Source organism: Roseomonas sp. SRI_022, assembly GCF_057586215.1.
This window is the reverse complement of the sequence record NZ_JBYCZL010000012.1, coordinates 17,059-40,931: the sequence shown is the minus strand read 5'-3', so window position 1 is coordinate 40,931 and position 23,873 is coordinate 17,059. Positions and strand designations below refer to the sequence as shown.

The following is a 23,873-nucleotide window of genomic DNA, read 5'->3' as shown; positions in this document are numbered from 1 at the left end:
GGGCATCCCACCGGAACCGCAACGCATGGGACGGAAAATTCTGGAACTGTGTCGAAAATTAACTGGCTTCAAACGGTGGCGCTTGGCCGCTTCGGTTTCGTTGCGATGTCACTCACCGTCTTGCGAGTAATATTCGCCCAACCGAAGATACAATGGCGCTTGCTGCGCAAGGCGCATGGCTGAAGGCGAAAGCCATGCGCTGAGGTAGGGCGAATTACAAATCGATACATTACATCCTGATTAACTACAGGATCGGCCGCTGGTGCGCTTCTGCCGCATGTCCAATGCTGTGAGTCGGATATCTTCAGGCAGCAACGGCGATGGTCGGGCGAAAACTCCTCGTCGAGGGTTGGCGTGGCATCAACCACTCCTACGCCATGGTGAATCAATGGCAGATCCTTGAATTGGCGCGCCGGGGGATTGCGATTCGCTTCCACGACGCACCGTTCTTCAAGGCGTCCTGGAATGGCCGCGACAACGCGGCCGGTTTCGATACCCACCAGACCCGGCTGATCGCCAGCCTCCGCGCGCCGGATGCCGATGACCCGATGGATGCGACCTTCCGCATCGCCTATCCCTATGATTTCTCGTCTGGCCGGGCGGGGCGACTCGTCGTTTTCGGCACCTCCGAGGATGGCTCCATCGAGGGCATGGTGCGCGACGGGGTGGATGTCGCGACGGCGCGAAGCCATGGCGTGAAGGTCGTCACGCCCTCGGCCTGGTCGAAGCATGGCTTCCTTGCCTATGGCTTCACCGAGGCCGAGGTCAGCGTCATCCCCCATGGCGTCGATCCGACCCTGTTCCATCCCGCCGGCGCGGCCGAACGGGAGCGACTGCGAAGCATGCTGCGCTTCGGCCCCGAGGATTTCGTCCTGCTGTCGCTCGGCAGCATGTCGCGCAACAAGGGCATCGACCTGCTGCTGCGGGCCTATGCGATCCTCAAGCAGCGCCATCCGCGATTGCGGCTGGCGCTGAAGGATTCGTCCGACCTCTACGGGTGGCAGGGGCAGGGCGTGCTGCGCAACCTGATGGCGGGCCCGCATGCGGGCGACTTCACCGAGGCGGCGCTGCGCGGCATTTCCTTCATCTCGCGCAACCTGAACCTGCGGCAGATGCAGGCGATCTATGCGGCCGCGGATTGCTACGTCTCGCCCTATCGCGCCGAGGGCTTCAACATGCCGCCGCTTGAGGCCGCGGCGTGCGGCGTGCCGATCATCGTGACCAAAGGCGGATCGACCGATGACTACTTCGATCCATGCCTTGGACATGCGGTCGAAAGCCACGTCGTGACGGATGCCGGGCGGCGCACGCTGGAACCGGATCTCGATTCGCTCATCGCTGCGATCGAGGTCGTGATGGACCGGCCCAACGCGGTCGGCGGGCAGGTGGGCAGCAGCCTGGTCCATGAACGCTTTTCCTGGCAGGCGGTCTGCGACGCGCTTCAGGACGTGCTGTTCGACGCGCGCTGAGGCTGCCGCGGTGACACTGGCGTGATCCGCTTCTGTTGCGACGGCGCGTCGGCGCTGCCACGATGGCGCGCATGTCCTACGGGAAACTCGCCGTATTGGGAGCGGCCGTTGTCTCCGCGATCTACGCGATACTGCTGGCCGGCCTGTATCATGCCGGAACGTGGATGGTCCGGCAGGACGGATCCCTCCTCGAGATAGATTGGTTCCCGCTCTACGCCGCCGGTCGCCTCGCACTCGAAGGTCAGGCGGCGGAGGCGTACCAATGGCCGGTCCTGCATGCCATGCAGTCAAGGCTCGGCAGCGGTCCGTATGGCGGCTGGCTCAATCCGCCCAGCTTCTTTCTGGTTCTGGCGCCGCTGTCGATGCTGCCTTACGTCCCGGCCACCCTTGCCTGGCTCGCCGGGACAATCGGCATCTTCTGCGCCGGCATGTGGGCTGCCGCCCGTCGCATGGGTGCCATCGCGCTGGGCCTCGCGGCCCCTGCATCCTTCATGTGTGCGTGGCAGGCGCAGAATGGCTTCCTGACGGCGGGGCTGCTCGGAATCTGGCTCGGATTTCTCGACGGCCGGCCCCGTGTCGCGGGCGTGGCCCTGGGGCTGATGACCTACAAGCCGCATCTCGGCATCCTGTTCCCCCTCCTGCTCGCCGTCAGTGGTCGTTGGGTCGTGTTCTGGACGGCGGCGGCAACGGCGGCGGTGATGGCGGGACTCTCCGCCGTGGTATTCGGGTCCGGCGCGTGGCTGGCCTTCCTCGCGTCGTTGGGCGGCAATGCGGACACCTATTTCGTGCAGGCGCCGATACCCGGGGCCATCCAACCGGTGATCCAGTCGATCTACGGCGCGCTTCGGGTGGCGACGGGAGACAAGGGCATCGCGGCATTCGCCCATGCGGTCGTGGCCGCCGGGGCGGTGCTGCTGGCGCTCCGGCTCTGGGTTGCCGATGCCCCGGAAGGGGCCCGGGCTGCGGCGGCTCTCAGCGCTGGCTTCCTGCTCACGCCATACACCTTCCAGTACGACGCGCCCGCGCTGGCCGTGGCCGCGGCCTTCATTCTGCGCGAGCGCGGCCCCGGCCTCCAACGGTGGCTGGCGATCGCCGCCGTGCTGCTGCCGGCGCTGTCGCTGGTGACGCGCAATGGGTTCATTGTCCCGGCCGCCTGGCTGCTCATGCTCGTGTCGGCCATGCAGGGTCAGGGCTGGGCACGATGGCGCCGGGGACGCGCGCAGGCGGCATGAGGAGGCACTGAGTGGAGTGTGCTGCGGGCAGGTCTCCCGCAGTCGAGTCTGGTCATTTGATATCGACGATGCGGCAGGCGGCAAAAACCGCCGCCCAGCAGTGAGACGTTGCCCGCTGGGCTCGACTGCCGGGCTGGAGCCTACGGTGTAGGGCGTAACGGCTCGTTTTACCGCATCGCGGGCAATGGCGACCGGCGACCGCCGTGCAGCACAAGCCCGAGGGCAAGAAGGCCCAGGCCGAACAGGGCGAGCGTGGTCGGCTCAGGCACGGCGACGGCGATGCCGAACGGACCCATGACGTTTACCGTGCTGACTGCGCCACTCGCCCACGACTGCGGAAGGTAGGTGATGCGGACCAGCATATCGTCGTGGTCGTCGTCCACCGGGTTTCCATCATCGAGGAACAGATAAACGCTATCGCCGCTGAGTGCGCTGCCCGAAGCCACCGTTCTCGGATCGAAGGTTGCCAGGAAGTTCGCCTTCGCCGTCTGGTTGTTGGGATTCGATCCGTTGGCCACCGTCGTCGTGCCAAGACCCCCGCCATCGACGATGAAGCTGAAATCGAGGACGCCCGCCGCAAAACTCACCACGGTGCTGCTGAGAGGCGTTGCGCCGTTCGTCGCGCGGTTGATGCCGTCAAGCGCAGCTCCGGTATCGCCGGTGGTCGTCGAAAGCACCACGCCTTGTGCGGCGAACTGGTTCCTGTTGGCGGACTCGGCACCGAAGTAATCGATCCGGTAGCTGCCGGCGACGCCGATGACGTTGGCGCCATGCCAGCCATAGCCCGGACCAGAGGCTTGAAGGCCCCACAAAGGAAGCATTTCGTTGCTGTTGCCCGCTGGGCTGGCTCCAAACGTGCCCGACGCGGAGGCGATATCCAGGGTTATCGAGGTGGCTCGGGCGCTCGTCGATGCGAGGCAAAAGCCCGCCACCGCGGCCGCCAGAACTACATTCCTTGCTTGCATCGCACGCCCCTTTGCTGCGCGCCCTCTGCCCGGCAGAAAAGCAAACTGCATGCCAAGGAAATATGTCTAACGCGCCAATGACTTAGGGTCGTGGTCAGGGTGATGATCGCGCAACTGTAAAAAATGCCAACAGTGACTCAACCGACCATTGAGGAGTTCGCGGAGGCATCGGTACCGGGCGTGGCCGCGATGGTGCAGCCAGTGCGCCCGGTCGGATGCGCCGCGCTTCTTCGCCTTGCGCAGGGTGTCCTGGCGATGGGGGTGATGATCTCGGCTTCTTCAAGGCCCGCTAGCGCGTCGGCGGCCCGGTGCGGCGTCCAGCCCGGCGCTTTCACCTGCTGCCATTCCCGCGCGACCGATTCGAAGTCTGGAGACGCCGCCGGCCGGGCTGCAGGGCGCTGGTGCGCGTCAGGCGGGACGGATCGACGCCGCGGCGCTTCCCGGCCTTGGCCTGATCGCGCGCCTCCCGAGCATCCGCCAACGAGACCTTCGGGCCCGCGCCGAGGGGGGAGAGCAACTTCTCCTCCCCGTCGATCTTGTCGCGTAGGTGCCGGAGCTTGCTGCCGGACGGCGTGACGAACAGGTGCAGGCGCCGACGTTGGGGAGACGATAGCCAGCCGCGCATGGCTCTGCCTTGCGCAGCTTCGTGTCCGTCAGTGGCAGGGGTGGAAAGCAAAAACCGCAGAAGGCCAAGCCTCTGCGGTTTGCAATGGAACACTTCGGAAGCGCCTGGGAGGGCGCCTGGCTCCCCGAGTAGGAGCCATCACATAGCCCATTGGCGTCCAATGAAATCCAATGCGCCCCTCGGAAACCATTGTTTTAGGCCGAATGCAGTGCCTAAATTGTCTAGACGCGTCCAACGCTATCCAGCCGAAGCGGCTGGTTGCCAAGGGGGCGCAAAAGGGGGCGCGAGTTAGAATGCGGGCTTCGGACCATGCTCACTGACAAGGCCCTCCGCAGCCTCTGCGGCGCCGATGGCCGGCACTCCGTCGGCGACGGCAGCGGCCTCTCGCTTCTCGTCCGCGGCGGGGGGAAGGAGGCGCGCTGGATCCAGCGCATCACCGTCGCTGGGAAGGTCCGCGAGGTTGGTCACGGCTCCTATCCCGACGTGTCGCTCGCCAGGGCGCGGGCGGCGGCGAAAGGGGTCCGCGACCAGGTCGCCGCGGGGGACGACCCGCTGGCCCTCCGGAACGCGAAGAAGGCCGCCAGCCAAGCGGCGGTCGTCCAGACGCTGAACGCCGCCCTAACGGCCTACATCGAAGCCCACGGCGCCGCGTGGCGGTCGGAGAAGACGCGCCGGCTCACGCGCACCAGCCTTGAGCAGCGCGCCGCCACGCTGTTGGCGAAGCCCGTCCGCGACATCGCGCTGGAGGACGTCAGGGCGACGCTGGCGCCGATCTGGACCGCCAAGCCCGTCCTTGCGCAGAAGGTGCGCGCTCGCTTGGAGGCCGCCCTGGAATGGGCCATTGCGGCCGGGTGGCGCAGCGGGCCGAACCCCGCTGCATGGCGTGGCGCGCTGCGGCCGCTGCTGGCCCGGCCCTCGGCCGTCACCCGCAACCGGCATCACCCATCACTGCCCTGGGAACAGGTGCCCGCCTTCCTCGCCGATCTGCGCGACCAGCACGGCACCGCAGCTCGCTGCCTGGAACTGGCGATCCTCACGGCCGTCCGGTCAGGTGAGGCGAGGGGAGCGGCCTGGGGCGAGTTCGACTTCGCCCGCGGGCTATGGACCATCCCCGCGCCGCGGATGAAGGGCAACCGCGCCCACCGTGTCCCCCTGTCAGCTTCCGCGCTGACCGCGCTGCGGGCGCTGCTGCCGGTCAAGGGAACACCACCGGCTGACGCCCTCCTGTTCCCCAGCGCGAAGGGCGAGGCCCTGTCCGACATGGCCCTGCTTGCCGTGCTGAAGCGCCTGCACGAGGGCGGCACCAAGGCCGGGGGTGTGGGGTGGCGTGATGAGGCCGGCGAGCGCGTCACGCCACACGGCTTCCGCAGCAGCTTCCGCAGCTGGGCAGGCGACACAGGGCAGCCGCGGGAACTCGCCGAGCACGCCTTGGCGCATGCGATGGGCAGCGAGACGGAGCGGGCCTATGCGCGATCAGACCTTCTCGCGCGCCGCGCGCGGCTCATGGAGGCCTGGGCAGAGCATTGCGAGGGGAGGGGGGGGTGGTTGAGGAGTCGGAGGAGCCGGCGGTGGTGAGGCGGTAGCGTGAAGGCCGGCCGGTCAACGACGAACGATGGCCTGAGCGGGATCGAAATTGGCCGGCGGTCGAATGCCTTCCCAACTGCGGGCGATGTTCCTGCAAACGGCTTCAACGTTGCGCATCATCTTGCGGTAGTTGCTCGGCGCACAAATGCGTTCCTGCCGGTGGCTGTGGAAAATGATGGCGTGCTCCGGGGAAGGCTTCGTTCCTTTCTGTCCCTGGGTCGAAGCGACGTATTCGTGCACAAGAACCGCGGCATGCTTCATGCCCATCTCACATTTGACCTGCGCTTCGGTCGTTCGCGGCATAACACCTTTAGCGAGGTCAACGACCACTGCACCGACCAGATCCACTCCGCGCGGACGGCGCACGAGGATGTGCGCGGTGGGCTGCACGCTGACGTTCACTCCCTCGATTTTGAGCGGTGTCGCCGCTGGGGCCCGCGTCAACGTAAGCCCAGCGAGCGCGAGCGCATTTAGGCTTCGCTCGAATGATTCCAGCGCGCGGATCTCGTAGTTGATATTCTCTTTCTGTGTTGGATTGGATGCGGTCAGCCTTTCCTCCTCCAGCTGCATCCGGCAGCGGGAGAGAATGCTCAGGTCGCGGGTTGGGCTTGCAAGGAAGCTGGCAACTGCCTGCCGCAGATGGCGATAGACGAGTGTTCGCGCTATGCGCTCATATCGCATGTCTCGGAGCATCGTCTCACGTGGGCCATCCTCGGCGGCCATGTACTCGCCGAGTTCGAGCACCGTGAAGCGGGGTCGAGTGTTAATGCGCCAACGGGCATCGGAGCGGACCATGCATCATCTCCTTTTTGCGGCAACTCTCCGCGACGGGAGAGAGCTATGCATCTCACCGATCTCCCTCGATGCCTACGAGGCCAACTCGCTTCAGTCGTTGGGCGACGACACGGGATACTTCATCTACGAGGCGGACCCACGTTCAGTTGGCCAAGGCATCGAGGTACTCGGCAAGGCCACCTCATACGAAGCGGCCATGAGGCTCGTGGAAGTTATCGCTGCATCGCTCCTACGGAACGACACCGATGAGGCGGGAGCGTGCAGCACGAGAAGTGCTGCACGCCATGCAGTCATCCGCGCGGAGGAAACGGGTCGCGCCCGTAGGTCCACTCGGTCTGCCACTTCCCGTCGCGGCCCTGAACCAGAACCTGCGCCGGCGTCCCCTTAGCCCACGTTGTCTTGGCCGCAGAAACGGCGGCTGCGGCTGCGGCCTGCTGGGTCGCGTAGACCCAGCGCTTCTCGCCGAGCTTAACGATCCAGCCTTCGTCGGATCGCAGGACGTAGTACGTAACGCGTGTTGCAGTCGTACTCATTGAGCTTTCCCCTTTCTCGGGAACAGCGGTGTCGAACACCGCGCTGTTACACGGAGAGAATCGCCAGTGCCCTTGCATCGCTGCTCGGTCAGGGCGAATGTCAGGGGAGGAGGCCGTTGGCGCGGCCTTCCTCCAGCGGCCGTCTAGGCCGTCGGTCCAGAACTGCCGGTCCCGCGCGAGCGGGGCCGGTTTGGGCGCCGGTAACCACGGGTTGAAGTGGCCGCCTGTTAACCGGTTCTCGCGCCGCCCTTCACCATTCGGATTCGCGCAGCGGCGGCAAGTACCCTGCGCCGAATGTCTATCTGCGTACAAGATGTAGTCTTGCAACAGTCGCAGGCCTACCACATGGAGTGGGCGCAAGACCCCTTGCTAAAGGTCTGTGGATTGTCTCGGTTGGAAAATTGTTCCTAATTTGTTCCGGTTAATGGCGTGGTTTGCCCACCAGTGCTGTCGAAGGTGCGCAAGGTCGGCGGCTCCCACTCGCCAGTTCTGGTGAGCTCAGGCGGCGGCCGAACCGCGGGCGTGCTGCTTCCCTTTCAACTGGCGGGAGATGCAGGATCATCCCGGAACCGGGTGGGAGGATCCAATGCGACTGCCGGCGGCGACGCTCGACATCTTGGCACGGGGGCTGGGGCTCGCGGCGCTTGTGTTGGGCGCGCTGGCCGGGACCTGGATTGGATCTGCGATCCCCAACCGTGTCCCGCGGGCTGGCTCACCGGAACATCTGGCGTGGGTAGAGTGCCGTCGCGAGCAGCCAGACAGGCCCTGCTACCCAGAGACATGGGACGCGGCGGACCTGCGCACTGGCCTTATGTTTGGCGGCGCCTCAATGGTCGCGCTGTTCCTAGTCCGGCGCATACGGAGGGGCAAGGAGCCAGAGCGCTAGCCTTGCTGCCCGCCCAAGGGCAGGGCGATGTCAGGCCTCGGGCCCGGCCTGCTCCGCCTTCAGGCCGGCCTCGAGCAGGTGGCGGCCGGCACTGCCGCAAGGCTATCGCCGCCCCACCCTTGCGGCGCGGGGTGGCGCTCGATCTGTGCGGGCAAGTCCCGCAGCCATGCGGGCCGATCGGTAGAGGGCGCTCCGCGAAGCGTCGGCAACACGCTGCGTTGTGCTGGGCCAGAACAGGCCGCCACCAGACACACCGCCACGGCCAAGCATAGGCCTCGTGCCATCATCGCGCTGCCTTCAGACCTCCAAATGCCCGTGCTGCTCCGCCGATAGGTGCACCTCGCCAATAGCCTGATACAGTTCCTGCAGCGCCTGCGCGGCGGCGGTAGCCTTACTTTGCCAGCCCGGATTTGCCTGGATCGCGGGATGCTCGCACAGCCGCGTCTCGACCAGCTCGGCGAGCACATGCGCCATGTGCAGCGCCTCATGGCAGCCGAACGTGCCTGGATCGAACCTGTCTGCGCTCACCGCCCGCGTTCCTTTGGCTCGTGCGCCGCCATGCCCTGCGCGCGGGCGATGATGCCGAGGGCGCTGCGCTGGTATCGGTATTCCTTGACTGTCCCGTCAGCGAGCCGCCGCCGCACGACCTTTTCGGAGGATGGCATTGATGGCTTCCTGCACCGCCAGATCGTGGGTTTGGGACCGCGACGCTACGCCGCCCGAGAATGCCGCGTCCACCTTGTCCCGGTCCCAGCGCGGCTGGCGCGGCCCAAGGTGGTAGGACGGCTCGGGCAGCTTGCCGGCGCGTTGCAGGCGCGAGATGGCGTCCACGCGCACGCTGATGTGGCGGGCGAGCGCGTCGCGGTCCAGCCAGCGCGGTGGGGCATCACTCATGGCGCTTTGATTTACGTTCTCGTCTCAGCCGCTCAAAGCGCTCGCGCACTCTCTCTTGCGCCGAACGCGGGCGCCAAGCCTGTGCAGTCCGCAGTTTCGAAGCGGAGAGTGCTGGGCGCCATTCGAGCGCTCTGATCACCCGCGTCATCTGCTCCTCCGTCAGAAGCAGCGTGCGGCCGCGCTTGACGACTCGTAAACCAGGATCTGCGGCCATCGCGTCCACCAACCGGCGGCGCGCCGTTCTCTCTGAGCACAACAGCAACTCAGCCAGGGCGGACAGCGGCTTGAGGACCGGCTCAGGCATCAGCGACTGTCACCCAGTTCCCGGCTTTAGCTTCCTCGGCCTGCGCGGCGAGTGCGGCTTCTTCTGCAAGTCCTGGGTCATCGCTGCCAGCACGGCGTCGGACGCGGACCCCCTTCTCCGACCCGGCGGGGGTGACGGTGCCGGTGATCCAAAGGCCGGCGCGACCGGGCCGGGGTGCGACGGTGAGCGGCATGCGTCCTCCAGCGCGGCGATGGCGCAACGATCGTAGCGGACCTTTCGGCCGATGCGCAGCACCGGGATTCCGTGCTGCTGCTCCAGGCGGCGCAAGGTGCGCTCACACACGCCGAGCGTGGCGGCGACGGACGCGCGGTCCAGATAAAACGGTCCCTTGGTGCGAGTGGAGCGAGGGACCACACGGACTGGGTCAGCCACCGCACTTCGACTCCCTTGGCGGTCTGAAATGCGACTGCTCGAAAGCATCAACGTCCTCTCGCCTGATGCGGATCGCGTTGCCGATGCGTAGATGCCCTAGGCGCCCGGATTGGATCAGCGTGTAGATGTGGGTCTCGCTGACCTGCCAGTGCTCCGCTAGGCGCGCGACGGTGAAATGGCGGGCGGGTTCGGCCATCCCGATCCTTTAGCAGGCCCTGCGCGCCGCCGTCCTCGGCACCGTGGGGTCGGGGCCACCGCGTTGCCCGTTCTGCAGCAGCCATTCGCGCAGGATGCGCTCCGTCTCCCTTACGGAGATAGCTTCGCCTTCTCCGCCTTCAGCCCCGCCTCGATTAGACGACGGATGGCCTCGGCGCGCGTTGGGACATGGTTCGCGTAGCGCCAGGCGTCGATCGCCGCGACCTCGCTCTTGGTCGCCATGATGGGCAAGCGCACGTCGCGCGGTTCCTGGTCCATGCAACAGACATACGCCACAGGCACAAGCGGCACAACAAACCGCTTGACCCGTCGGCTCCAACAGTGACTTGTATCACTTGTGCCTGTGGCACATCGGGAGAGGGCGGCGCGCCAACGCCATCCCTCTCCCTCACCGCAACCGCGACCCTTGGGAGATCGCGACCATGGCTGCGCATACCTACCACGCTGGCGATAACGCCGGTGGAATCCCCGTCACACCTCGGCCGATCGACCTGGACGAGCATCGCCGCGAGCGCATCGAGGCGCTGGTTGAGGTGCTGATCGGCATGCTCGATGCCGCGGACGAAAGCGACGACCGCGAGCCAGGCACCGATGACGACGCCTGCCCGGCCGAGGATCGCGCCATCGTACTAACGGGCACCTGGGGCTGGCTGCCCGGCGACCCTGACGACGCTGAGCCAGACGACGATCTTGAGGCCAGCGCGCAGCCGGCGGTGACGCCGGACAGCACCCGCCCGTCGGCGCTGCCCGTTTGGGTGCGGGGTGTCCTGTGATGCGCTGGCGTCAGATGGGGCCGGCCGATGACCGGCCCAGCCGTGCGGACGATGTGGTCCTGATCCGGCAAATACAGGCGAGTCGGCGCAAGTTCGCCGCCGCCCTGAAGTGCGGCGACAAGGCGGAGGTCAACCGTTGCAACATCGTCGTCGCCGAGGTGCAGGTCATGGGCCGCGAGGCCTGGGCCGCAGGGCGCGATGCGCTGGGGGTGAAGTTCATGGCGCTGCCCAAGGAACGGTGAACCAGGGGCCGCCGCGACGGGCGAAGTGACCCTGTCGCGCCGCTGCGATCGCCGTGGCGGCGCGGCATACTGGACGGCGGGGGATAGGTTGGCCTCCGATACGCCCGGACTCCGACCCGGGCTTCCCCCGTCTGACCTTCGGAGCGCGCATCGGAGGCGCGGGCAATGGAACTCGAAGACGATGAAGACGAGGACGCGTACGACGGCAACATTCCCTATCAGCTCGACGACCGTTGGCGCCCAGGGGACGAGGCACTACCTGGCAACCGTCCCCGGGGCTGGATGACGGCGGCGCAAGTTGTGGCCTGGGTCGTCTGGCGTGAGAACGTCACTGAATTTGACTGGCAGACTGCGTTCTACCCGGGCGCGGAGGAATGGCTCCGCCCGGGCATCCCATTCAGCACGCTGATGCAACTAGCCAGTGGCGCGCAGCCATTTGCGTCCAGCGAAGAGTTCCCGGCTTGGCTACGGGAGGCATTCGATCGCCTGGGCAGTTCCAACGGGCGGTTCGCTTTCGGCATGCCGGTTCGCGGTACTCGGGGCATGATGGATGCCCCAGAAGTTTGGCCAGCGGCCGCGCAAAACCTCTACGAGTGGATGAAGGGCGAATGGGTGCCGGATCCGCGTTGGGTGGGCATCCTTCGGCGCCCACAGGAGGAGAATGGCACCGACCCGGATCAATCGCTTGATGCGCAAAAAATCTGGGGGCTCGACGGCGGTTATGCGCGCTGTCGCCGGAATTTCGACTACTTCTGGAAGGGGGCCGAAGTTCTGCGCCGCACCCTTGCGATGGGGCAACTCGCTGCGTTTGGCCGAGAGGTGCCTGCAAGAGCGCCTGGGCGCATTCGGATCCCTGCCGACGTCTTCGCCGCACCCGTCGCGATTTGCGTTTCAGAGCTTCTGCCATGCACGTCGGAGGAGGCGCGGCAGGCCGAAACTCGCCCTTCGCCAATCTGGACCGATCTTCTTCTTGATGCTGAGGCCGTGGTTGGAGTGTGGCCGGAGTACGTCGCACCGGCTGAAGTCGATGGCATCGCAGCCGCGCCCGAAATCGCTGGCGGGACGGCGGCCGACACTTGGATGGCGGAGAAGGCTCGCGGGCGGAAGTACGACGACGCAATTGCGACCTGCATGAAGGAGACGGGCGCAACGAACCGCGCTGCGCGCGCGGCGTGGGCGCGGTTGCCGGGAGCAGTGCGGGGCAAGCGCGGCCCGCAGCGGAGCAGCTGAATTGCTGGCATTACTGGCATTGCTGACGCCAGTAATTCGTCGGTTGTCAGTGTTGGAAATCGCCCGCGCCGCCTGAGTATGTGGCTGTCGTCCACCGCAATGGAGCGACGACCACATGACGCCCGACCCGTCCACCCGCAACAAGCGCCCGCTGCCGCAGCCGCCGGCGGTACTCGATGATCCGTTGCTGACGCCGGCCGAGTTCGCTGCCGGGCGCCGGCAAGCCATCAGTACGCTGTGGCTGCATGTGCAGAAGGGCATCGTCCCGAAGCCCATCTACGTCGGTCCGAAGTCGCCGCGGTTCCGTCTGTCGTGGCTGACGCAGGCGGCCGCCTGATGCGCGCCGTCCTTGCCCTGGCTGGTCCCGCCCTCGCGCTGCTGATCTTGCTGGCGGTCGCCGGCCTGGCCCGCATCCCCCACTAACAACAACCCCCGCACGGCGGCTGCCTGCGGGGGCTGGGGAAGTACATTCGGGCTACTCGACACCCCGGATGTAGCGGAACCGGTCGCCGTTCTCAAGCCTGCCGTGCGGCCTTTCGCGAAAGGTCCACGACACCATGACCAAGCCCGAATCCTTGCGAGCGCTGCTCGCCGAAGCTGCCGAACTCCGCGCGCGTCGCGACCATGGCGCGGCAGAGATGGTCGAGCATATGGCCATCGTCAGCCTGCGCAGCACCATCGCTGCGGCACGGCCGCCGCAGAAGAAGCGGCGCGCAGCGCGGCGGAGGGCGGCGTGATGCTGGCGATCCCAACCCATCACAGCCCCGCCGCCCGCGGCATCTCCCCCGGCTGGGGGCAGTACGTCGGCGGCCGGCCCGTGATCGACCGCATGACCTGGGACGAGATCCTCGGCCTCCGCTACCTCGTCCACATGGCGGCCCTTGGCTGTCTCCATGAGAACCAATCCCGTACGGCGTCAGAATTGATGCGCGACGAAGCGTGGCTCGGCGAGGTGATCGCCGCGCGCGCCCGGCACATGGCGGGGGGCGGGCATGGCTGACCCCATAATCGTGCAAGCGCCGCCCATGACCGACGCGCAACGCGAGGCCGTGCGCGTCGCAAACGAAGGCGACCGGGTTTGGTTCGACCAGCATCGGGGCCGGAACTATCGCACGCGCCGGGCAGTGTTCGGCGAAGTCCCCACGCATCCCGACCTGATCGCCATCGTGCTGATCAAGCAGGTTCGCCGCGGCGCGCGCCTGCGGTTGGTCATCTACTCCGACAAGGGGCCGCCGGGTGAGGTCGGCGAGGATACGGCCCGCTTCCTTTGGGAGCAGGCCATGGCGGCCGATCCTGCGCACGCCCAGCTGCTCGCCAGCGCTGAGGCGGACATTCTGGCCGGGGAGGCGCGCCATGGCTGACGGCATGGGCCTCCACCCGCCCAGCACCATCACCTTCACCTGCTTCCGCGACCATCGGGCCGCCGAGAAGTGGGAGGTGACGGAGAGCTGGGACGAACTGGCGCAGCGTGTCCGCATCGAGACAAAGCAGAGGAAGGCGGATCTGCCATGGCTGAAGCTCGCACGGCTCGGCGCGCAGAAGACCGAGAAAGGCAGCCTGCGTCATGACGCCAACGTGTTGGAGATCACCGGCATCGAAGGCGACTACGATGGTGAGCAGCACGATCCCGCCTATGCGATCGAGAGGCTGCATGAAGCCGGCGTAAGGGCGATGGTCTACACCAGCCCTTCGCACACCGAGGACACGCCGCGCTGGCGCGTTCTGTGTCCAGTCTCGAAGTCGCTTCCACCGCAACAGCGGGAACACCTTCTCGGCAGGCTCAACGGGCTGCTTGGCGGCATCCTGTCGGGCGAATCCTTCACCCTGTCTCAGGCCTATTACTACGGCAGCGTGCGGATGAATCCGTCGCATGTGGTCGAGCTGGTAGACGGCCAGCCAATCGACCTCTGCGACGGCCTCGACGCTGGTTGGATGGGAAAGCCTTCGACCGGCGAGCGCACCACGGGCGCCGACGGGAAGCCTCGTGCTGGCAAGGCCAATCAGGCGAAGCTGATCGAGGAGATCGTCGCGGGCGACACGTTCCATGCCGCGACGGTGCGCTTGGCAGGGGTGTGGGCATTCTCCGGTGTGTCGCTGGTCGAAGCTCGGGAGCGCTTGTTCGCCGCTTTCGACGCGGTACCGGAGGCCCAGCGGGGCGATAAGTGGACCACGCGCCGCGCCGACGTGGAGCGCTGCCTGCTCGACATCTATGGCAAGCAGGCACGAAAGCAGGATCAGCCACAGGGGAGCGGCAACGGCTCCGACTTCGGGGAGATGTTCCGCCACGCTCAGGATCAGTTCCAGACCGAGGAAGCCGCGCGGCAGCTCGCTAGCGACCTCTCCGACGATTCAATCGCTCTCGCCTTCTCATCGGCCCACGATGGCGCATTGCTGCACGTCGCCGAATGGTCGCACTGGCTCCGCTGGGACAGCGCGCGGTGGGCGCGGGACACCACGCTCACGGTGTTCGACATGGCCCGGAAGGTGTGCCGCCAGCACGCCTCGCTGGCGCGCGACGGATCCCGCATCGCCTCTGCGCAGAAGGTCGCCGCGGTGGAGCGCCTGGCGCGCTCCGATCGGCGGCATGCTCGTGAAGCATCGGCGTTCGACGCCGATCCGTTGGCGTTGAACACACCCGGCGGTGTGATCGATCTGCGCAGCGCGATCATGCGCCAGCATCGCCGGGACGACCTGTTCACGAAAATCACCACCGTTGCCCCTAGCGGCAATTGCCCGCGATGGCTCGCCTTCCTCCACGAAGTGCTGCGCGGTGACGCTGAGGCGATCGCCTACCTCCAGCGGTGGGCCGGTTACATGCTCACCGGCGAGACCCGCGAGCACGCCTTCCTGTTCATCTACGGCCCGGGCGGCAACGGCAAGGGCGTTCTGGTGAACACGCTGGCCGCCGCGCTTGGGGACTATGCCACCACCGCGCCCATGGAAACCTTCATGGCGACGCAGCAGGATCGGCACCCGACCGACCTGGCGGGCCTACGTGGCGCGCGCCTTGTGCTGGCCCAGGAGACCGAGGCGGGACGCGTGCTCGCAGAGTCCCGAATCAAGGCGCTGACCGGTGGCGACCGCATCGCGGCCCGCTTCATGCGCGGCGACTTCTTTGAGTTCAATCCCGCCTTCAAATTGGTGATGGTCGGCAACCATCGTCCGGTCATCAGGAACCCGGACGACGCAATGCGCCGACGGCTGCACCTGCTCCCGCTGACGTATCGCCCGCCCTCTCCTGATCCAGAGTTGCCGGCTGTCCTGCGGGCCGAGCTCCCGGGCATCCTGCAATGGGCCATGGCCGGGTGCCGAGCATGGCAGCAGCAAGGCCTCGGAATGCCAAGCCTGGTCCGGGCCGCGACGGCGGAATACTTCGTCGAGCAAGACCTGATGGCCCAATGGCTGGCCGACCGCTGCGAGCCGGCGAAGGATGCGACAGCTGCGAGCGCCGCGCTGTTTCGCGATTGGGAGGCGTGGGCAAAGGCGCGGGGGGAACAGCCGGGTACCAACAAGGCCTTCTCGGCCGCGCTTGAGCGACACTATGCGAAGAAGCGCACTGAAGCGGGGGCGGCATTCATCGGCCTTCGCCTGAAGCCCTCCGACACGGGGGTCTGGTGATGCCCGCATCGGCCATCCTGACGGGTCTGACGGGTTTTCTATATCAACCGTTCGCGCGCCCGTGCGCGCGCGCAAGACGCCCATAATGGGGAACCCGTCAAACCCGTCAGCCGCCTGCATGCGCTGGTTGTGCGGCATGCCCCGGGGGCTCCGTTCTCCAGGCCACGCTGCTCCCGGGACCGCATCCCCACCCAACGTCATTGCTAACACAGGAAATCGCCCCGATGCGGCAGGCCAGCGGGCGGGGCTGACTGCCGCAGGGGGAGGGGGGGATCGAATGTCTGGCCCTTCGGCCAGCCGGGACCGCGTCCCCCGTCACGCGCACATCGCAGATGCCCGTTTGATTGGTCTGATGGAGGCAAGGATGCCCCGGATAGGAACGCCCCGCCCCGGCAATGGGGGGCCCTCGACCTGGTTCTGGCCGCCCCCGCAAGGTGGTGCCAACGGCTCCCCATCCCCCACGGCCTTTCTTCGATGCCGGGTTGGCGTTCGCGCCGCGCGCCATGAAGTCGTTCCAGGTGATTGATGGCGACAGGTGACGCGCCCGGCCGCGCGGGCGGGGCATCGGCCGCAGAGCGGATGCGGCGCCATCGTGCGCGGCGCCGGCGCGGCGAGATGGTGGTGCCGGTGCCTGTCGCGGAAGACCAAGTGATCGGCTGGCTACTCGATACCGGCCGCATTGCCGAGCAGGATTCCGAGGATCCTCATGCCGTCGCGATGGCGATCGCGCGGGTGCTGCGAGAAATCAGCTCACTGCCGTGATTTTTCAGTGACGCGTAACGCCGCGGCGCCGCCGATTGCGGGCAGAATCAGCACATGGCACGCACGCGTCGCACGTCCACCGAATCCTCCGCCGGCGATCTGGCGCGCATTCGGGCAGAGATCGCGAAGGCCCTGACCGGCCCGAAGGTCGTTCGGCTGATAGCCGCGCGGCGGGCGGCCGCGAAGGCGCAGGCGGCAGCAGCCACGGCACAGGACGCGCTGAAGGCGGCGCTGGATCAGCCGGGCCTCAGCCCCGATACCGCGCCTCTCCGCCGCGTCGGCGAGCGCGCATCCGCGGCCAAGACGGAAGCCGCGGCGAGGCGGGAGAGGGTTGCGGAGGCCATCGCCGCCGCGACGCCGGCTGTGCACGCCGCTTTGCGCCACCCCACGGATTCGCTGGCAGCCCTCATCATGCATCGCCTGGCCGAACTGGAAGCCGCGCTGGACCCGCTGCTCGAGGCGCGCGCGGCGCTGGTGCGCGAGGGCATCGCGCTGCCTCCAACCCTCGCTGCGGCTCCCGGAATGCAGGAGCGCCTTCGGGCGATGCGGGTCGCCGCCGGCGGCCGACAGCAAGTCGGCGTCGCCTTCCCCACAATCTGCGAGAGAGGAGTTTCGGGATCATGAGCCCCACGACCACGCTGCAACGTGTCGGCAACCTAATGAAGGGGCGCCGCGCCGTTGCGCAAGAACAGAGCGAGCCCGCCGCGCCGGCCGATGTCGGCGACGTGCTGGCGCAGCACGTCTGCCGTGCCGAGACGGCGTATCAGGATGCTCTTGCCGCCCGTGCCCGCGCCTGTGCGGCTCTCGAACAGGCGCAGGGCGACCTGCAGCGGCTTGAGAGCGAGATGGGGCAGTTGAATGAGAGCCTGCAGGCTCGCAACGACAGCAGCGCGCTGGCGATCATGAAGGGGATGTGGCGATCCGAGGACGGCGTTCGTGATCGGAAGGACGAGCTGCAGGACAAGTATGAGGCCGCGTTTCGTACCGTGCCCATCGCGCGTCGTGCGATCGCACTGGCCGATCAGCAGCTCAACGAAGCCCGCAGCGAACGCTCGTCGGCGATCTGCCGGCTGGTATCGCCGGAATACCGCGAGATCGTCCGGCGCAGCGCGAAGGCGCTCGTGGAACTGGTCGCGGTCGCCCAGGAGGAGATGCGTTTCCAGCAGGATCTGGAATCGCGGGACATCTCGGCGATCCATCTCCGACCGCATCCCTGGACCGAGGGTTACTGGCCCGACGGTTCGGTCGCCATATGGATCCGCGAGGGCGTCGAACGCGGCTACTTCACGACTGAGGAGACGCAGGAATGGGCCGGCGATGCCGGGCCGGTGGTCGAGGCCATGATCTTCGGCCGCGTCGGGCCGAACCAGCCCTCCCTGGCATCCCAGCACCATGCGGCGCGGCTCGCCATGCTCAAGCGCATCGCGAGCGTCGTACCGGCGCCGGTGCGCGATGAAGTGGCAACGATCGTGCCGGAATAGGCCGATATCGCAGTCGCAGGAGAGCGAGAGATGATCTTCCGATTTCAGGGCCATACCAGATTCCTGAGTGCCTGGCTGGCGCATGGTGCGCCCTACGAGTCACCACGAGAGCGCTACGAGCTCCTGCAGCAGGAGATGCGAGACGCGCAGCCCATGCTGTCTCGACGCCGCCTCGAGGCGCAGAAGCGCGCGGCGTCCGTCACGCACGCGACGCCGCCGAGAATGGGCGTCCCAGGGAAGGGCATTGCTTGACCCCCACTGCGTGGCGGTTGGGCTGATTTTCGTATGACCACAGGAATGACGCACCCGCGCAATCGCCTGGGAGGGGCCTCATGCCGCAGCTAGCCGTTGCCGTCGTCGCTGCGCTGGCTTCCGGGATAGCGGCCGGGGCGGTCGGCGGCGGTATTATTGGGGCTGTCGTCGGCGCCGTCGTCGGTGCCGTGGTTGCCTACGCCGGCAACGCCCTGATCGCGAGCTCGGCCAAGAAGCCCAGCACGCAGGCGACGGCGCAGGATGCCAAGCAACTCGTCCGATCCTCGGTCGAACCACGCCGGGTCGTCTATGGTCGCGCGCGCGTCTCCGGCCCGATCGTCTATGCCGAGAGCAGCGGCTTCCAGAACGAGCGTCTGTCCATCGTGGTGCCCGTCGCCGGCCATGTTTGCCAGGATTTCGAGGGCATCTGGCTCAACGATACGTGGATCGCGAAGTCCGACATCACCCCGGGCGGCAATGAGGTCGTCTCCGGACCCATGGCCGGCAAGGTGTACATCTTCTGGTACGACGGGACGCAGCAGTCCGCCGATGCCGTGCTGATGTCCAACCCGGGCGGCTGGTCGGCCACCGATCGCCTGTTCGGCTGCGCCTACTTCCACATCTACCTGGTCTACGACGAGAACCTGTTCCGCGGCGGCATCCCCAATTTTTCCGCGCTCGTGATCGGCAAGAACGACGTCTTCGACCCCCGCTATGGCACCTTCAGCCACAGCGAGAATTGGTCGAACGTGATCCTCGACTACCTGCGCTCGCCCTTCGGCCTCGCCTGCACCAACGACGAGATCGACTACGCGAGCTTCCAGGCCGCCGCGAACATCTGCGACGAGCAGGTGCAGTTGGACGAGGCCGGGACCCAGTTCCAGGCGCGCTACACCCTGAACGGCTCCTTCCAACTCGACCGGGCGCCGATCGAGGTGATGGAGGAAGTGATCGCCGCCGGTGGCGGGGCGCTGGTCTATGTGCAGGGGCAATACCGGCTCTATGCGGGAGCCTATCGCGCCCCGGTCGCGGTGATCGACGAATCGCACATGGCCGGGCCGGTGCAGGTCCAGGTGCAGCAGCCCAGGCGCGAGCGGTTCAACGCCGTCCGCGGCACGTTCATCGACAATCGCCGCAACTACACGGCCGGGGAGTTCCCGCTGCTGGCTGATCCCGACGCCGTGACCGCGGATGGCGAGCAGATCGTCCGCGATATCGACCTCCCTTGGGTCCGCGACGTGGTCCATGCGCAGCGCATCGCCGTGCTGATGCTGAAGAAGCATCTGAGCGGCCTGACCGTCACGGTGCCGCTGCGCTACGCAAGCCTCGGGCTGTGCGTCATGGACACCATTGCCTTCTCGCTGGCCGACTTCGGCTGGGTCGAGAAGCCCTTCGTCATCATCGCCTACACCTATGACCCGGCGACGGGGATCATCAACGTCACCCTGCAGGAAGAGCAGCCGGCCACCTATGCCTGGCTGCCGTCCCAGGCGGCGGCGCTGCCCGTCTATCCCGACACGAACCTCGTGACGCCATTCTCCGTCCCGGCGCCGGCTGGCATAGCGGTCGCCGAGGCCCTGTACGCCACGCGCGACGGAGCCGGAGTGCGCACCAAGGCCATCCTGACCTGGGCGCCGGTGCCTTCGCCCTTCGTCATCGCCCATGACGTGCAGTACCGCCTGGCCGGTGCAGCGGACTGGCGGTCCTCGACGCCGGTGCTGGGAGACGTGCGCACGGCCGAGGTGCTGGACCTCGAGGACGGTGATTACGAGTTCCGCGTGCGGACCCGCACGTCGGTTTCCTCTGGCTCCTGGACGTCGGCCACGGCGCGGATGGGTGGACTGGCGGCGCTGCCGCCGGCGGATATCTCCGGCCTCTCCGGCCAGGTATCCGGCGGCATGCTGTGGCTGCGCTGGCAACGGCACCCGGACCTCGATGTGCGGGCCGGTGGGCGGATCGAGTTCCGCCATCACCCGGATTCCGGCAGCGCCTGGGCCAATGCCACCAGCATCGGCGAGGCTGCGGCGGGGGCAATGAATTTCGCCGTTCTGCCGCTGCGCGCCGGGACCTATTTCGCCAAGGCAGTCGATGCCGGCGGGCGCTACTCGGCCAATGCCGCGACCGTCTACACGGATCAGGAAGGCCAGCTCGGCTACACCAACCTGCAGACGCGGGTCTATGACCCGACCTTCAGCCCGTTCCTGACCAACACCGTCGTCACGTCCTCGACCCTGCGGCTCGTCTCGCTCGGCGATATCGACAGCGTGGCCGACTTCGACGCGATCGCGGATCTCGATGGCCTTGGCGGCATCGCGCCGTCCGGATCGGCGGTCTTCGGCTCGTACATCAATCTCGGCTCGGCGCAGCGCGTGCGACTGACCCCGACGCTGCGGGCGCAGGTGATCAACACCCTGGACCAATGGGACAGTCGCGCCGGGCCCATCGATTCCTGGGGCAGCGTTGATGGCGTGGTCGGTGGCGAGGCCGACGCCTGGATCGAGATCCGCACGACGCGCGACGACCCGACCGGCAGCCCGACATGGACGGCCTACGCCCGGTTCGAAGGTGGGGAGGCCTATTGCTGGGCCGCGCAGGTCCGCGTGCAGCTCCGCAGCTACGATTCGTCCTGCAACATCCATATCGAACAGCTTCGTGTTTCAGCAGATCAGGTGGTGTAGGGGGGCACTGACGGACGCTTAGGCGCGCGGCCCGATGGGCCGCTGCCTGCGTGAAGGATGACCCGAGTCATTTCGAAGATCGATATCGAAACGTACGCATTGCAGAGCTGTTTATTCTATGATTAATTTAGATCAAACGCCGGGATAAAGCCGAGGAGGTTCTTATGTCCTGGATAAGAATCATTCTGATTTCATGTATATGGTTTTCTGCGGCACCATCCTATGCGCAGATAACACTAACTGACTGCATAGACAGTGCTGGAGTCAGGGTAGTTTCTATACGGTCAGACACACTCAATGATGTGGCAATGGCCAGCATGAGAAATGGCACTCCTATTATATATTATAATCCATATGTATTATCGAGGCTGCAACCACAAACTCGATTGTTTTTTTATGCTCATGAATGCGGTCACCACGCACTAGGTCATGTCCGCCGCGGCCCAGCGCCCAATCAAGAACAGGCCGCGGATTGCTTCGGTATCGAGGCCCTATACCGCCGGGGGCTGGCCTCTGGTCAGGACGTGCGAGCAATTCAAAATGATATATCGGCGTCCCCTGGCGACTGGACTCATTTACCAGGTGGTCAGCGCGCCCTGAACTTGGTTGGCTGCCTTCAGAGAGCGGGGCTGTTGCAGCAACAAGGTCCGTCCACAGCACAATTCCAGGCGTGCATGCGGCGCAGAGTATCTCGCTGCATGGACAGTTGCACTGGGCACTACGGGAACCCCTATGCCCTGTGCGCGTCAACGCTGTGCCGTCCCGGAGTTGGCGCCAATTCTAGATGGGCTGCTGACTGCAGAAGCTCTTCCGACGACGATGACGATGATGATTAGAAGCCGGATCATGGATGCTGGACGCCAACCCCGGTGATCCCGGGGCGTTCTGGCGATCGCAGACGCAGATCGCGCAGGAGATGGGGCGGGCGCAGCGCAGGGCGTGGCGCGGGGCATGTGAGGGCGGTGCTCCGTCCCCATCCGGCTCGTCGAGCCGCTAAGTTTTCTGCGGGGTAGAAGGTGGTTCTGAGGCGTCAGCCGACCGGGTGCGAATGTCGCGCGGACGATCGGCGGGGCGGCTGGGTGGTCACCCTCTCGGCCCCGACACAGGGCCGGCGCCGCGCGAGCGGACCGACTCGATTTGTCGCTCTAATTCAAGAACCCGTCCTGGGTTGGTGCTGCCTAGCGTTCCTTCTGGATTGCACGCCGGACTCGTAAATGTAACCGTAACCTGGTTGCCGCGACTTGCTGTGTAGGTTTGTCCTGCGGTTCCAGTGATAGAAGCGTTCACCGGAGCGATCGCTGGGGTTCCTGCCGTCACCATCAACTCGCGGTTGTTGGTTCCTCCAGCTGTGACATTGAAAGTCGCAACGACGGTACAAACGTTGATTCCTAGTGCCCCGCTTTCCATTCGAGTGGGGTCATTCTGCGAAGCTCTTTGTGCGGCATAAAGCGCGGCCACGGTATCCTGTAGGGCTTCTCCAAGCCCGATTCGTGAAGGATCCGGCACCACATTGTCAGCGGAGTTGCACGCCATCACGAATGGCAGCAGCGTCAACGGCAGCACTAGCGGTCGGATCATTTATTGCTCCCCTGCAATGTATCAATGAACCATGCGCGCTCAGAAAAATCGACGATATTCGCCTCGGTGAGTCGTGGTGGGCCTGGAGGATTGGCCGGCTCCGGGCGCATGGGATAGGGGCGAGGCCTGCAAACACCGTCCAGCGACCGCGTGGGGCACCACACGTGCGACAGCGGGGAAATTGGGGATTCGGGGAGAAGGCCGTGCCGGCCACCCAAGCACTAGGATCGAAAGGGGGCGGGGAGGGGGGCGTTAACCCCCGTCACCCACAAAATCCCACGAATTCAACGCGCTAGATAAGGTCTCTGGCTCCCCGAGTAGGACTCGAACCTACGACCTAGGGATTAACAGTCCCGCGCTCTACCAACTGAGCTATCGGGGAACGGAGCCGGGCGCCGCGTATAGTCCCGAGCGGCACCAGTGTAAACCCATCCTGCGCGGTGGAGGTCCGGAGCGGAATCGAACCGCTGTAGAGGGTTTTGCAGACCCTTGCCTGACCACTCGGCCACCGGACCGCGCGGGCGCCTCTATCGGGGCTTCGCGGTGCCGGGTCAAGCGCCCGCTTGGCGCCGCGACGCCGCCGGACCTATAACGCCGGCACGATTTCGAAGGGCGGAGAGAGATGGATTTCGCCGAGGCGCGCCGGTTCATGGTCGATGGCCAGTTGCGGCCGAACCGTGTCGAGGACCCGCGCATCGTCGCGGCGTTCCGCGATTTGCCGCGGGAACGCTTCGTGCCGGCTGCGATGGCCTCCCGTGCCTATGCCGATGCGGATGTGCCGCTGCCGGCGGGCCGGGCGATGCTGAAGCCGCTGGTGCTCGCACGGCTGCTGCAGCTGTCAGGCCTGCGGCGCGGGGAGAGGGCGCTGGTGCTCGGCGCGGGCACCGGATACGGGGCCGCGCTGATGGCGACGATCGGCGCGAATGTCATCGCGGTCGAATCCGATCCCGCGCTGCTCGCGATCGCGCGCACCGCCATCGCCGCGGCGCTGCCGCCGGGTGCAATCACCTTGGTGCAGGCCGCGGCCGAGATGGGCCACGCTTCGGGGGCGCCCTATGACGTCATCATGATCGAAGGCGGCGTGCAGGCGGTGCCCGATGCGGTGCAGGACCAGTTGGTCGAAGGCGGCCGGCTGGTGACGATCGGCCTCGCGGGCGGGCCGCCGGGGCGCGCGCTGCTGGTGCGGCGTGCTGGCGGGGCCTTCAGCACGATGGTCGATTTCGACGCCCATGCGCCGGTGCTGCCCGGCTTCACCGCGGCCTCGGCCTTCGCCTTCTGATCAGCCCGCCGGGATGCGCCGCGCGGCGCATCCGTACGGCGCCACGCCGCGTGGCGCGATGCCGGGCGTAGCGCGGCGGGCACG

General features: G+C 66.4%; 26 protein-coding genes and 2 tRNA genes. 16 read left to right on the top strand and 12 right to left on the bottom strand.

The window, feature by feature from the left end; all coding sequences use genetic code 11:
- Window positions 1–320: 320 nt before the first annotated feature.
- Together AC2YHJ_RS13735 and AC2YHJ_RS13730 are read left to right on the top strand one after the other, a co-directional pair.
- A complete protein-coding gene (locus AC2YHJ_RS13735) occupies window positions 321–1,469 on the top strand; it encodes a glycosyltransferase family 4 protein (protein ID WP_487396625.1) in 1,149 nt (382 codons plus the stop codon).
- Window positions 1,470–1,531: 62 nt separating this feature from the next.
- Window positions 1,532–2,701: a glycosyltransferase family 87 protein gene (locus AC2YHJ_RS13730; protein ID WP_487396624.1), complete on the top strand. Its 1,170-nt coding sequence runs from the start codon at window positions 1,532–1,534 to the stop codon at window positions 2,699–2,701.
- Window positions 2,702–2,868: 167 nt separating this feature from the next.
- On the opposite strand, the gene AC2YHJ_RS13725 is transcribed toward AC2YHJ_RS13730, so the two are convergent.
- Entirely contained in the window at window positions 2,869–3,666 is a 798-nt protein-coding gene (locus AC2YHJ_RS13725; RefSeq protein ID WP_487396623.1) for a PEP-CTERM sorting domain-containing protein, read from the bottom strand.
- A 331-nt stretch (window positions 3,667–3,997) separates the two neighbouring features.
- Window positions 3,998–4,291, bottom strand: a complete 294-nt coding sequence (locus AC2YHJ_RS13720; protein WP_487396622.1) for an Arm DNA-binding domain-containing protein — start codon at window positions 4,289–4,291, stop codon at window positions 3,998–4,000.
- A gap of 309 nt (window positions 4,292–4,600) precedes the next feature.
- On the opposite strand from AC2YHJ_RS13720, the gene AC2YHJ_RS13715 reads away from it, so the two are divergent.
- Entirely contained in the window at window positions 4,601–5,866 is a 1,266-nt protein-coding gene (locus tag AC2YHJ_RS13715; protein WP_487396621.1) for a tyrosine-type recombinase/integrase, read from the top strand.
- 24 nt (window positions 5,867–5,890) lie between these two features.
- Here the strand turns inward: AC2YHJ_RS13715 and AC2YHJ_RS13710 are convergent, their stop codons facing one another.
- The 8 genes from AC2YHJ_RS13710 to AC2YHJ_RS13675 all read right to left on the bottom strand — a co-directional run bounded on the left by AC2YHJ_RS13710 (window position 5,891) and on the right by AC2YHJ_RS13675 (window position 10,133).
- Window positions 5,891–6,670 (bottom strand): hypothetical protein, encoded by a 780-nt coding sequence (locus tag AC2YHJ_RS13710; protein ID WP_487396620.1) that lies wholly within the window; start codon window positions 6,668–6,670, stop codon window positions 5,891–5,893.
- A gap of 290 nt (window positions 6,671–6,960) precedes the next feature.
- Window positions 6,961–7,203 (bottom strand): DUF2188 domain-containing protein, encoded by a 243-nt coding sequence (locus AC2YHJ_RS13705; protein WP_487396619.1) that lies wholly within the window; start codon window positions 7,201–7,203, stop codon window positions 6,961–6,963.
- A 1,183-nt stretch (window positions 7,204–8,386) separates the two neighbouring features.
- The gene (locus tag AC2YHJ_RS13700) at window positions 8,387–8,617 is read right to left on the bottom strand and encodes a hypothetical protein (protein WP_487396618.1); all 231 of its coding nucleotides are present in this window, start codon (window positions 8,615–8,617) and stop codon (window positions 8,387–8,389) included.
- Window positions 8,618–8,713: 96 nt separating this feature from the next.
- Window positions 8,714–8,983: a helix-turn-helix transcriptional regulator gene (locus AC2YHJ_RS13695; protein ID WP_487396617.1), complete on the bottom strand. Its 270-nt coding sequence runs from the start codon at window positions 8,981–8,983 to the stop codon at window positions 8,714–8,716.
- Window positions 8,976–9,287 carry a hypothetical protein gene (locus AC2YHJ_RS13690; protein WP_487396616.1) on the bottom strand — a complete coding sequence of 104 codons (312 nt, stop codon included), beginning with the start codon at window positions 9,285–9,287 and terminating at the stop codon, window positions 8,976–8,978. Before AC2YHJ_RS13690 ends, AC2YHJ_RS13695 begins: the two co-directional genes overlap by 8 nt.
- Window positions 9,280–9,480, bottom strand: a complete 201-nt coding sequence (locus AC2YHJ_RS13685) for a hypothetical protein (protein ID WP_487396615.1) — start codon at window positions 9,478–9,480, stop codon at window positions 9,280–9,282. The genes AC2YHJ_RS13690 and AC2YHJ_RS13685 overlap by 8 nt, the downstream gene beginning before the upstream one ends.
- 192 nt (window positions 9,481–9,672) lie before the next feature.
- Window positions 9,673–9,876, bottom strand: coding sequence for a helix-turn-helix domain-containing protein (locus tag AC2YHJ_RS13680; RefSeq protein ID WP_487396614.1), 204 nt, complete (start codon window positions 9,874–9,876; stop codon window positions 9,673–9,675).
- A gap of 110 nt (window positions 9,877–9,986) precedes the next feature.
- Window positions 9,987–10,133, bottom strand: a complete 147-nt coding sequence (locus AC2YHJ_RS13675) for a hypothetical protein (protein WP_487396613.1) — start codon at window positions 10,131–10,133, stop codon at window positions 9,987–9,989.
- 185 nt (window positions 10,134–10,318) lie between these two features.
- Between AC2YHJ_RS13675 and AC2YHJ_RS13670 the strand changes: the two genes are divergently transcribed.
- The 12 genes from AC2YHJ_RS13670 to AC2YHJ_RS13615 all read left to right on the top strand — a co-directional run bounded on the left by AC2YHJ_RS13670 (window position 10,319) and on the right by AC2YHJ_RS13615 (window position 20,932).
- Entirely contained in the window at window positions 10,319–10,669 is a 351-nt protein-coding gene (locus AC2YHJ_RS13670) for a hypothetical protein (RefSeq protein ID WP_487396612.1), read from the top strand.
- Window positions 10,669–10,911 carry a hypothetical protein gene (locus AC2YHJ_RS13665; RefSeq protein ID WP_487396611.1) on the top strand — a complete coding sequence of 81 codons (243 nt, stop codon included), beginning with the start codon at window positions 10,669–10,671 and terminating at the stop codon, window positions 10,909–10,911. Before AC2YHJ_RS13670 ends, AC2YHJ_RS13665 begins: the two co-directional genes overlap by 1 nt.
- Window positions 10,912–11,076: 165 nt before the next feature.
- A complete protein-coding gene (locus tag AC2YHJ_RS13660) occupies window positions 11,077–12,141 on the top strand; it encodes a hypothetical protein (protein ID WP_487396610.1) in 1,065 nt (354 codons plus the stop codon).
- 115 nt (window positions 12,142–12,256) lie between these two features.
- Window positions 12,257–12,478, top strand: coding sequence for a helix-turn-helix transcriptional regulator (locus tag AC2YHJ_RS13655; protein ID WP_487396609.1), 222 nt, complete (start codon window positions 12,257–12,259; stop codon window positions 12,476–12,478).
- Between the two features lie 220 nt (window positions 12,479–12,698).
- Window positions 12,699–12,878, top strand: a complete 180-nt coding sequence (locus tag AC2YHJ_RS13650) for a hypothetical protein (protein ID WP_487396608.1) — start codon at window positions 12,699–12,701, stop codon at window positions 12,876–12,878.
- A complete protein-coding gene (locus AC2YHJ_RS13645; RefSeq protein WP_487396607.1) occupies window positions 12,878–13,141 on the top strand; it encodes a hypothetical protein in 264 nt (87 codons plus the stop codon). Before AC2YHJ_RS13650 ends, AC2YHJ_RS13645 begins: the two co-directional genes overlap by 1 nt.
- Before the next feature lie 25 nt (window positions 13,142–13,166).
- Entirely contained in the window at window positions 13,167–13,502 is a 336-nt protein-coding gene (locus AC2YHJ_RS13640; RefSeq protein ID WP_487396606.1) for a hypothetical protein, read from the top strand.
- A complete protein-coding gene (locus tag AC2YHJ_RS13635; RefSeq protein ID WP_487396605.1) occupies window positions 13,495–15,759 on the top strand; it encodes a phage/plasmid primase, P4 family in 2,265 nt (754 codons plus the stop codon). The genes AC2YHJ_RS13640 and AC2YHJ_RS13635 overlap by 8 nt, the downstream gene beginning before the upstream one ends.
- 615 nt (window positions 15,760–16,374) lie before the next feature.
- Window positions 16,375–16,521 (top strand): hypothetical protein, encoded by a 147-nt coding sequence (locus AC2YHJ_RS13630; protein ID WP_487396604.1) that lies wholly within the window; start codon window positions 16,375–16,377, stop codon window positions 16,519–16,521.
- A gap of 54 nt (window positions 16,522–16,575) precedes the next feature.
- Window positions 16,576–17,145, top strand: coding sequence for a hypothetical protein (locus AC2YHJ_RS13625; protein ID WP_487396603.1), 570 nt, complete (start codon window positions 16,576–16,578; stop codon window positions 17,143–17,145).
- The gene (locus AC2YHJ_RS13620) at window positions 17,142–18,002 is read left to right on the top strand and encodes a hypothetical protein (protein ID WP_487396602.1); all 861 of its coding nucleotides are present in this window, start codon (window positions 17,142–17,144) and stop codon (window positions 18,000–18,002) included. Before AC2YHJ_RS13625 ends, AC2YHJ_RS13620 begins: the two co-directional genes overlap by 4 nt.
- Window positions 18,003–18,334: 332 nt before the next feature.
- Window positions 18,335–20,932, top strand: a complete 2,598-nt coding sequence (locus AC2YHJ_RS13615) for a phage tail protein (RefSeq protein WP_487396601.1) — start codon at window positions 18,335–18,337, stop codon at window positions 20,930–20,932.
- Between the two features lie 1,884 nt (window positions 20,933–22,816).
- On the opposite strand, the gene AC2YHJ_RS13610 is transcribed toward AC2YHJ_RS13615, so the two are convergent.
- A tRNA-Asn gene (locus AC2YHJ_RS13610) sits at window positions 22,817–22,892 on the bottom strand.
- Between the two features lie 59 nt (window positions 22,893–22,951).
- A tRNA-Cys gene (locus AC2YHJ_RS13605) sits at window positions 22,952–23,025 on the bottom strand.
- 107 nt (window positions 23,026–23,132) lie between these two features.
- Here AC2YHJ_RS13605 and AC2YHJ_RS13600 point away from each other — a divergent pair.
- A complete protein-coding gene (locus AC2YHJ_RS13600; RefSeq protein ID WP_487396600.1) occupies window positions 23,133–23,789 on the top strand; it encodes a protein-L-isoaspartate O-methyltransferase family protein in 657 nt (218 codons plus the stop codon).
- The last annotated feature ends 84 nt before the right edge of the window (window positions 23,790–23,873 follow it).